Origin of the sequence: Pseudoalteromonas prydzensis (genome assembly GCF_011050055.1) — a bacterium.
Classification (GTDB): Bacteria; Pseudomonadota; Gammaproteobacteria; order Enterobacterales; family Alteromonadaceae; genus Pseudoalteromonas; species Pseudoalteromonas prydzensis_A.
In genome coordinates this window covers 112337-121773 of record NZ_DRGM01000210.1, presented here as the reverse complement: position 1 = coordinate 121773, position 9437 = coordinate 112337, and the positions used below count along the sequence as shown (strand labels likewise).

The 9437-nt window shown below is 39.7% G+C and carries 8 protein-coding genes; 7 read left to right on the top strand and 1 reads right to left on the bottom strand.

The annotated features are described in order from the left end of the window. Positions 1–47: 47 nt before the first annotated feature. The 7 genes from ENH88_RS21910 (at position 48) to ENH88_RS21880 (ending at position 7150) form a co-directional block, all read left to right on the top strand. Positions 48–1001 (top strand): TauD/TfdA family dioxygenase, encoded by a 954-nt coding sequence (locus tag ENH88_RS21910; protein ID WP_304185596.1) that lies wholly within the window; start codon positions 48–50, stop codon positions 999–1001. Between the two features lie 96 nt (positions 1002–1097). Beyond that, positions 1098–2465, top strand: coding sequence for a serine hydrolase domain-containing protein (locus tag ENH88_RS21905; RefSeq protein ID WP_304185595.1), 1368 nt, complete (start codon positions 1098–1100; stop codon positions 2463–2465). Between the two features lie 271 nt (positions 2466–2736). Then, positions 2737–3294: a YcjF family protein gene (locus tag ENH88_RS21900; protein WP_304185594.1), complete on the top strand. Its 558-nt coding sequence runs from the start codon at positions 2737–2739 to the stop codon at positions 3292–3294. 86 nt (positions 3295–3380) lie between these two features. Beyond that, positions 3381–3554 carry a hypothetical protein gene (locus tag ENH88_RS21895; RefSeq protein WP_304185593.1) on the top strand — a complete coding sequence of 58 codons (174 nt, stop codon included), beginning with the start codon at positions 3381–3383 and terminating at the stop codon, positions 3552–3554. 152 nt (positions 3555–3706) lie between these two features. Continuing rightward, positions 3707–5365 (top strand): cyclic peptide export ABC transporter, encoded by a 1659-nt coding sequence (locus ENH88_RS21890; RefSeq protein WP_304185591.1) that lies wholly within the window; start codon positions 3707–3709, stop codon positions 5363–5365. Next, positions 5362–6441 (top strand): prohibitin family protein, encoded by a 1080-nt coding sequence (locus tag ENH88_RS21885; protein WP_304185590.1) that lies wholly within the window; start codon positions 5362–5364, stop codon positions 6439–6441. Before ENH88_RS21890 ends, ENH88_RS21885 begins: the two co-directional genes overlap by 4 nt. Before the next feature lie 301 nt (positions 6442–6742). Beyond that, a complete protein-coding gene (locus ENH88_RS21880; protein WP_304185589.1) occupies positions 6743–7150 on the top strand; it encodes a hypothetical protein in 408 nt (135 codons plus the stop codon). Between the two features lie 169 nt (positions 7151–7319). Here ENH88_RS21880 and metG read toward each other — a convergent pair whose 3' ends face one another. Beyond that, positions 7320–9344 carry a methionine--tRNA ligase gene (metG, locus tag ENH88_RS21875; RefSeq protein WP_304185588.1) on the bottom strand — a complete coding sequence of 675 codons (2025 nt, stop codon included), beginning with the start codon at positions 9342–9344 and terminating at the stop codon, positions 7320–7322. Positions 9345–9437: the final 93 nt, after the last annotated feature.

Genomic DNA, 9437 nt, shown 5'->3' with positions numbered 1-9437 from the left:
CTATGTTCTACAGTAAACCCCTTACCTATTAAAAGGATGGAAATGAAATGGATCAGTTATTAGCAATAGATATGGCTTTAGACACCGGCAATAGCGATTGTCGAGTGCATGATATGAGTGCTGAAAAGCAAAGTGGTTTGGCATGGGTTAAAGCCAATACTGACTTAATAAATGATTGGGTAAATCAAGATGGTTTTGCGCTACTGCGAGGACTAAATATTGTTAGTACGCATCAATTTAGTACTATTTTAGAAACTATCTTTGGTGAGCCTCTAAAACAGTATGTGTATCGTTCTTCGCCACGCACTGCGTTGAAGAATAATATTTATACCACCACAGAATACCATGCTGATCAGGTGATTTTGCAACACAACGAAAATGCTTATTCGAATAGTTGGCCGATGAGAATGGGGTTTTTCTGTGTGGTGCCAGCGACGACTGGGGGCAATACCCCCTTGGCCGATAGTAGAGCTGTGTATAACCACATACCCGTGCAGATCAGAGAAAAGTTTGAGCGCTTAGGTGTTATGTACGTGCGAAACTACGGCGATATTGATTTACCTTGGCAAGAAGTGTTTCAAACACAGAGTAAAAGTGAAGTTGCACAGTATTGCCATGCAAACGACATACAATTCGAATGGCTTGATGGCGATAAATTGCAAACACGTCAATGTCGCCCTGCGGTTGTTACTCACCCCTCAAGTGGTGAGAAAGTCTGGTTTAACCAAGCCCATCTTTTTCATTGTTCAAGTATGGACAGTGCAGTGGTGCAATCAATGCGAAGTAGTATCGGTGAAGCACATTTGCCCCGTAATGCGTACTACGGTGACGGCACGCACATTAACCCACAAGATATAGCCGCGATCAATGATGTGTATCGTGGGCTTACATTCTCTTATCAATGGCAGCGCAATGATATTTTGTTGCTTGATAACATGCTGTACACCCATGGACGAGAGGCATATAGCGGTCCTCGAAAAGTACTGGTTGGCATGGCCTAACTGGTTGTTATTATAAGAAGTTTACTAAGACTATGTTCACTTTGTTAGCAGTGATGATTTTGGCAAAGAGATGTGGCTATTTACAGGAGAAGAATAATGAAATGGCTTACGCATGTAAAATTTAAAATCATGATTGTCTGCTTATTAAGTTTGATCTTAGCGTCTTGTTTGCAAAAAAAGAGTGTGGCAAAAAATGTCACTATCACAGCGACTCAGATAGAAATGATTGCTGCAACAGTGCAGGAATATTGCGACACTTTAGTCTTTTTTGGCACTGTGTATATTACTTCTGCTGATGCGGTTGTCTACGAGGCAAATTGTGGACCGCAAAATATGCAATATGATATTGCAAATACTACCGAGTCAAAATACCGAATTGGTTCTAACACTAAAGCATTTGCAGCAACCATGTTAATGAAAATGCTCAAAGGCAAAGATTTAAGAACCCAGACTATAGGTGACTATTTACCTTGGTTTCCTAAAAATCAATGTGCGGATGTGTCATTGCACAATTTATTGACTATGTCTTCAGGCATTAATAATTACAGTGATAATGAAGATGTTTATGATAATTATGGTTGGCGGCCGTTTCTTTATGATCAAACGCTAAATTTAAATGGCCCTGAAGATTTCAGTAATCGTTTCTGTACTTGTACAGAACAAGATGAAAAACCGACATTTACCCCGGGCTCTAAATATCAATATAGTAATTGTAATTATTATTTAATCGGCAATATTATTGAGCAAATTGCTGCGGGTAGCCAAGGCGATATTGATCGCAGCTTTTGGTTCGAAAACCTCCTTAAAGAACAAATATTAGATCCGATCAATATGAACGATAGTGGTTCATTTAGCGCTATTGGCGTGTATCAAAATATGACCACAGGTTATATCTCAAATCAAAATCCATATTTACCACTAGCCAATGGCCGGCCTCCCTTAGTCGGCGGTCCTGCACCATATGAGAATATTTTAAAGAATCCTTATAGCAATCCACTGGTACTTTATGCTGCTGGTGATATGTACTCAACAGTGACTGATATGCATAAGTGGGATCAGGCATTGTACACAAGTAAAATTTTAGATGAGGCACAAAAGGTAGTGGCATTTGCACCTTATGCTAATACCGATAACAGCACGCAATGCGAATACTATGGCTATGGTTGGTTTGTTACATTTATTGACCCGTTACAGTTTGGCAAAGTTGCCGATTGTCCATCCGATCCTGCTGATGCCAATCTGCGAAAGTATGAAAAATTTTTACAGTACTCAGGTAGTTATCCATATTCATGGGTGACGAGCTTTAATCGTTTAGTGGAACGGGATCAGTCAGTGATGGTCTTTAGTAATTACGTTAAAACAGGGCTAGAGTCGGACTGCATCGCAAGTGAGATCAGAAATATAATTTTTTACAGTGATAAGCACCGTGAACAGAAGTGCCAAGCGCTATTAAATGATGCATAAAGTTGTGTCGATGGATTAATAAGTGCCAAAAGAATTGCATTGCTTAGTCCCTTGCATTAGCAATGGGCTAAGTACTAATAAAGTTGGAACCAAACCTGAACAAGGAGTGGTTGTAGTCCAATTACTGTTTGCATGTTTATGCAAAGTGTTACTTTTCTTTTTATATTCATGAAAAGAAAAGTGAAAAAGGGCAAGTTACTGACTAAAGTTTTACTAGAGCAGTAATTTGGTGGGTTCAACAACTGTTAATTTAATTCATAGAGGAAAAAATATGACAGCGGCAAAAACAGCGAAGGACGAAAAGGCGAATACTGACACCGTTTCTGAGCAACAAGCAGATCTCGTTGAAGCAGAAAATCGAGTGGCTGTAGCGCAGATCATTGTCGATAAGTATAGCAAATGGTCATTTGGCAGCGGACTTATTCCAATTCCGGTGGTTGATTTGGTAGCTTTGACAGGTATTCAAATAAAAATGATTGATGAGATTGCTAAGGTATATGGCCAATCCTATAGTGAGAATAAGCTGCGAGGCACTATTAGTGCCGTAATTGGTGGCTCTTTTCCACAGACATTAGGTGGGGCTGGTTTAAGTAGTTTCCTCAAGGCTATTCCTATCATTGGAACACTCAGTTCCATTGCATTTATGCCTGTGATCTCGGCGGCATCTTCGCATGCAGTCGGTTCTACGTTTATTCGACACTTTGAAAATGGCGGTACATTGATAAACCTTAATTTAGCAAGTATTAAAGGTGATATCTCTGAGATCGCAGCGAAGTATCGTAAAGACAAAGGTGATGTAAGTGCTCAACCAAGCCAAGCTGCAGTGTAAGTAGAATGAGCTAAACCCTAAATAAACCAGCAGTTATTGCTGGTTTATTTATCAATTGATTACAGCTTAACTGAAAGGAATTAATAATGATCGTCATTTTATATTTAGGATTATGTTTATTGTGTGGTTACTGGGGGCGAAATACGTTTGCAGGCCCTGTTGGCTTTTTTTTGCTTTCGCTGATGCTGACACCTTTTGTTGGTTTATTAATATTGATTTTTGCGCATAAAAAAGAGTCGACACATAGCCAAGATACATAACAACTAATACAGCGACATGGATAACAACGTTTAACGCTCAATTACTTATACAGCTTAGTTAAACCATTTGTTTAGAAAGCAGTGGTAATACTACTTAGCTGTACGTTAATGGGTGTTGATAAAGACCATCAAAAACAATAAAAGACCCTAACATGGTATTATACGATTTAATTAGTCGAAACATCACAGTTAAAAAAAGAACATTTGCTGCGCTAGGCTGTATTTCCGGATTAGCAAATGCCCTCGTTTTAGCGCTAATAAATAATGTTGCGGAAAATATTGCTGATATTCACCGCGAAAATCATATTCTTTATTATCTCGCTTTATTTTCGTTAACCATTGCTATTTATGGTCTCACCCAACATAGATTAATGACTAAAGCCGCAAAAATGGTTGAACAGGCCATAGATGGGTTACGTGTCGAGTTATTTGAATGTGTTCGTCACACTGAACTGGCGACCTTAGAGAAGATTGGTAAAGAGAGAATTTTTACTACGCTAAGCAAAGAATTACAGACTATTTCTCAGTCTGCACAATTGTTTGTGATTATAGGACAGTCAATTAGCTTAGTTTTTTTTACATCTATGTATATTGCATATCATTCCTTTGTCGCTTTCATTGTGTTGGCCGTATTGATTATGCTTGGAGGCAGCATTCACCGACTGCGGGCAGACGAAATACAAAAGAATATGCAGCAGTCATTTGAGAGCGAAAACAAATTAATTCAACGCTTATCTGATTTACTCGATGGCTTTAAAGAAGTAAAGCTAAGTGTGCCAAGAGCGGATGATCTTGAATATGAGTTTGCAATGGACTCAGCACGCGCTAAACGCTCGAAGACCAAAACACAAACTTTGTTTGCCAGCGATTTTATTTTATCGCAAATCAGTTTTTTTGCGGCAACTGGGGCTATGGTTTTTATTGTCCCCGTGTTATCGCATGTCTACACCGATGTGGTTATTAAAGTCACCACAGCTTCGCTATTTTTAATTGGCCCGATCACCAGTATTGTCGGCGGTATTCCTATTTTTACCGCTGCCAGTGAGGCAGGGCAAAATGTGTTAGCGTTGGAAAAGGAGTTGCAGTGTGAACAGGAAAAAACTCAACATACAAACTCGGCTCATGCTGAGCTTGCAACATTTGAGCAGATACAATTAAGTGGTGCATATTATCAGCATAATCGTGCCCCAGGTGAACATGCCTTCGTAGTTGGGCCCATTGATTTTCAGCTGCAGCGGGGCAAAATTACGTTTATTACTGGGGGAAACGGAAGCGGAAAAACCACCTTTATTCGTATGCTCACCGGTTTATATGAGTTACAGGCTGGAAAAATACTCCTTGATGGTCAACAGCTCAATGAAACTTCGCTGCAAGGTTATCGTAGCTTATTTACAGCGGTATTTTCTGACTTTCATTTATTTAAACAGCTGTATGGTATTCACGATACAAAACAGCAAGAAATTGATGAATGGTTGGCATTTTTAGAAATGAACACCAAAGTGAGTATCGTCGATGGTCAATTTAGCACGGTTGACTTATCGTCAGGACAGCGAAAACGTTTAGCGCTATTGAGTACAATTTTAGAAAATCGACCTGTATATATTTTTGATGAATGGGCAGCCGATCAAGACCCTATTTTTAGGCGTAAATTCTACGAGCAAGTGTTACCGCGACTCAAAGCAAGAGGAAATACAGTGATTGCAATTACCCATGATGATACATACTTTCATTTAGCCGATGCCCACTTAAAAATGGTGGAAGGGCAGTTAACCGATAATAACGATATTGTAAGCAATGGGGTCTCATCATGAATATTGTCATTACTCCCGATTTGACCCTGTTGGTGCTTGCGGGTTTACTGCTTGCAGTATTAATCACTAATATCAGTATGCGGTTTATTAAACGTTACAAGCCTAAATTTCATAAACGTATATTGTCATGGCGTTTTAGGGCTGGGATCACATTACTGATTTTTATGTTTCTAGCCATGGTGTTGGTGCCAGTGATGTTTATTAAAATTGATTCAGGCCAAGTCGGAGTTTTGTGGAAACGTTTAGGCGGTGGTACTTATTTGGAAAAACCGTTTGGTGAAGGAACCGTGTTAGTGTTGCCTTGGGATACGCTAACTTTATATTCTAGTCGATTTCAAACCGCTGATGAAACCATCCATGCTATTACGTCGCAGGGCTTACAAATTTCGTTAGAGGTGACTGTGCGTTATCGACCTGTGGTCGCACAAATACCTTATCTACATAAATTAGTTGGCACGGATTACTTAAAAGAAACAGTGTTACCCGAGGTTAACTCTGCAGTGATCATGATTGTATCGCGTTACACGGCAGAGCAAGTGTACGGTAATATGCGTTTACAAGTACAAAAAGAGCTTTTAGATGAAGTATTAAAGGAACTGCAATTACAAGAAAAAACAATTTTACAGCAAGAGAAAACAACGCATACAGAGCAAGTGTTAGTTAATTTGGATGATATGTTGATCAAACGCGTTAATATCCCAGAAAAGGTCCATAATGCGATTATCGCAAAAGTGAATCAAGATTATTTGAATGAAGAATACGACATGCGTTTAGTTGTAGCCAGAAAAGAAGCACAACGTAAAAAAACGGAAGCCGAAGGGATCCGAGATTTTCAGCAAACAGTCAGTGGTGGTATTTCTGAAACTTATTTACGCTGGCGAGGGATTGAAGCGACCGTTGAGTTGGCCAAATCTAACAATAGTAAAGTTGTGGTGATAGGTGGTGGTAAAGATGGTTTACCATTAATTTTGAACACAGAAACAACGCAAGGCTCAGTCGCGCCAAGCCCTATACTGCCTAGTACAACAGCTGAACAAGCGGTTACGAAGGATGATCCTGTTTTACCATTCAAGTAAACGCCTGCCAGTGCAGAAAAAACATTTTATAGCCAGTTAGTTGCTCGTATATTATAAAATAACGCGCTAATGGCTTTTGCTGTTATAGATCAAAAGGTGTGATGTTGACACCTTTTAGTCTTACTACAGAATCTTGTTTCAGTAAAAATCCGTTTTTACAAAGCCTATAAGATAAAGTCTATAAGTTAATTTTATTCATCTATCGGGTTTATTTTTATCGTTTGTCGAAATTGAGCTAACACTCTAAAGTTCAATTGTCGGCACCAGAGACGACAGGACTCAACCAAATAGGAATATAATCATGAAATTATCACTCATAAAAACCATCGCACTTGGCTCATTACTAACTTGCTCAGCAGCTGCTATGGCTGGTGGCAGTGATTACAAATTAATGGTTATTGAAACGGCCAACGCAGCACAGCCAGTTGAGCTGTCGTTTAACAGCTGCGCATTGAATGTTAAGTCAAAGAATTATGAGCAAGCAGAAGCAATTTGCACCAAAGCGATTGCACTTTTAAAGCAAAGCAATGCGCCAAAATTTAAAGTACGTGAGTTAACAGCGTATGCATTAAGTAATCGTGGTGTGTCACGTATGATGGCTAATAATGATACGGCTGGTCTTTCTGATTTATACGAAGCAGCACAAATTGCGGACAGCGCAATGGTATCGCATAACCTGACTCGCGCTAAAGAGTACCTTTCTCTATAAGTTATTTCTGTATCACTACAAGCCGTTTTAAAAAGAAACCATATTGATTAGTCAATATGGTTTTTTGCGTTTTAATTGGATTATGATTTATAGAGCAATTAAAAATAAATTAAAAAAGCCGTTGTTTTAAAACAACGGCTTTTTAGTCTTTAACTTTTTACCAGTCGAATTACATTACTCGCATGCCTGGCTCTGAGCCATCGTCTGGGTTGAGTATGTAAATTTCTTTACCACCAGGGCCGGCAGCTAAAACCATGCCTTCTGACATGCCAAAGCGCATTTTACGTGGTTTTAAATTCGCAACCATAACAGTTAGTTTGCCCTCGATGTCTTCTGGCGCGTAAGCTGATTTAATACCAGCAAATACTTGACGTGTTTCGCCGCCTAAATCGAGGGTGAGTTTTAGTAGCTTGTCAGCGCCTTCAACGTGCTCTGCTTTAGCTATTTTAGCTACGCGTAAATCTACTTTGGCAAAATCATCAAACTCGATTTCAGCAGCGATTGGCTCTTTAGCAAGTGGGCTGTTAGGATCAATTTTGTCTTTTGCTGCTAATAAACTTTCTTTTGATTCTTCAACCATTTTGTTTACTTTATCCATTTCGACACGTTGCATTAACGGTTTAAACTTATTGATAGGGTGGCTTACCAGCGCAGTTTGCGCGCCTTGCCATGATAGCTCATCATTTAAAAACGCTTCTACATTGGCTGCCATACCCGGTAATACTGGCTTTAAGTAAGTCATTAATACGCGGAATAAGTTAAGTCCAAGCGAACATACTTGGTGCGCTTCTTCTTGCTTTTCTTCGTCTTTAATTAATACCCAGGGTGCTGCGGTATCAATAAACTGGTTGGCTTTATCAGCAAGTGCCATGATCTCACGAATTGCACGGCTGTAGTCACGGTTTTCATAGTGTTGAGCAACAGTGTCGGTAGCGGCTTGGAATTCAGCTAATAATTGTGGCTCCATTACAGTGTCACTTAATTTACCGTCAAACTTTTTAGTAATAAAACCGGCACAACGACTGGCGATATTAACCACTTTACCCACTAGGTCTGAATTTACGCGCAGTGCAAAGTCTTCAAGGTTTAAATCAAGATCGGTAATACCACTGTTAAGTTTTGCTGCGTAGTAATAACGTAAAAACTCAGGATCTAGGTTGTCTAAATAAGTACGCGCTTTAATAAACGTGCCTTTTGATTTAGACATTTTCGCGCCATTAACGGTGACAAAACCGTGCGCGAATACATTGGTTGGCTTTCTGAATTTTGCGCCTTCAAGCATTGCAGGCCAAAATAAGCTGTGGAAGTAGATAATATCTTTACCGATAAAGTGGTAAAGCTCAGCGTCTGAGCTTTCTTGCCAAAATGCATCAAAGTCGATGCCTTGTTTGTCGCATAAGTTTTTAAAGCTGGCCATGTAACCAATTGGCGCATCTAACCATACATAAAAGTATTTGCCTGGTGCACCCGGGATTTCAAAACCAAAATAAGGTGCATCACGGCTGATATCCCACTGTTGCAGGCCATCGGCAAACCATTCGTCTAACTTGTTGGCCATTTCTTGCTGAATAGTGCCGGAGTGAAGCCATTCTTTAAGCATGTCTTCAAACGCGGGTAAATCGAAAAAGTAATGCTCAGAATCTTTTAATACAGGCTCAGCACCCGACATCACAGAGCGCGGATTAATTAGCTCTGTAGGGCTGTATGTTGCACCACATGCGTCACAGCTGTCGCCATTTTGATCTTCAGACTTACAAGTAGGGCAGGTACCCGTTACAAAACGATCCGGTAAGAAAATGCCTTTTTCAGGGTCAAATAACTGCGAAATAGTGTGCTTTTTGATATGACCGGCATCGTTTAGGCGATTATAAATAAGTTCGCTTAATTCTTTATTTTCTTGGCTGTGAGTGCTGTGATAGTTATCAAATTTAATATTGAAGTCTGCAAAGTCACGTTGTCGTTCAATACTGACATTTTTTACCATTTCTTCCGGCGTGATCCCTTGCTTCTGCGCATTTAGCATTATTGGTGTGCCATGGGCATCGTCGGCGCAAACATAATAAGCTTCGTGGCCTTGTAATTTTTGAAAACGCGACCAAATATCAGTTTGAATATATTCCAATAAATGACCTAAATGTGTTGGGCCATTGGCATAAGGTAATGCGCTGGTAATGAGGATCTTTCGCTGTGCCATAATCATTCCGAATTGACGGTTCCGGTGAGGGAACGGATGAAAATCATAATATTATCAGCAAACCTAAAGGAAACACCTTAGTGGTGAGCCGAT

Bases quoted from the DNA above. Each gene is read 5' to 3' on its own strand.
- ENH88_RS21910 (WP_304185596.1), top strand. From the start codon at position 48: ATGGATCAGTTATTAGCAATAGATATGGCTTTAGACACCGGCAATAGC.
- ENH88_RS21905 (WP_304185595.1), top strand. From the start codon at position 1,098: ATGAAATGGCTTACGCATGTAAAATTTAAAATCATGATTGTCTGCTTA.
- ENH88_RS21900 (WP_304185594.1), top strand. From the start codon at position 2,737: ATGACAGCGGCAAAAACAGCGAAGGACGAAAAGGCGAATACTGACACC.
- ENH88_RS21895 (WP_304185593.1), top strand. From the start codon at position 3,381: ATGATCGTCATTTTATATTTAGGATTATGTTTATTGTGTGGTTACTGG.
- ENH88_RS21890 (WP_304185591.1), top strand. From the start codon at position 3,707: ATGGTATTATACGATTTAATTAGTCGAAACATCACAGTTAAAAAAAGA.
- ENH88_RS21885 (WP_304185590.1), top strand. From the start codon at position 5,362: ATGAATATTGTCATTACTCCCGATTTGACCCTGTTGGTGCTTGCGGGT.
- ENH88_RS21880 (WP_304185589.1), top strand. From the start codon at position 6,743: ATGAAATTATCACTCATAAAAACCATCGCACTTGGCTCATTACTAACT.
- metG (WP_304185588.1), bottom strand. From the start codon at position 9,344: ATGGCACAGCGAAAGATCCTCATTACCAGCGCATTACCTTATGCCAAT.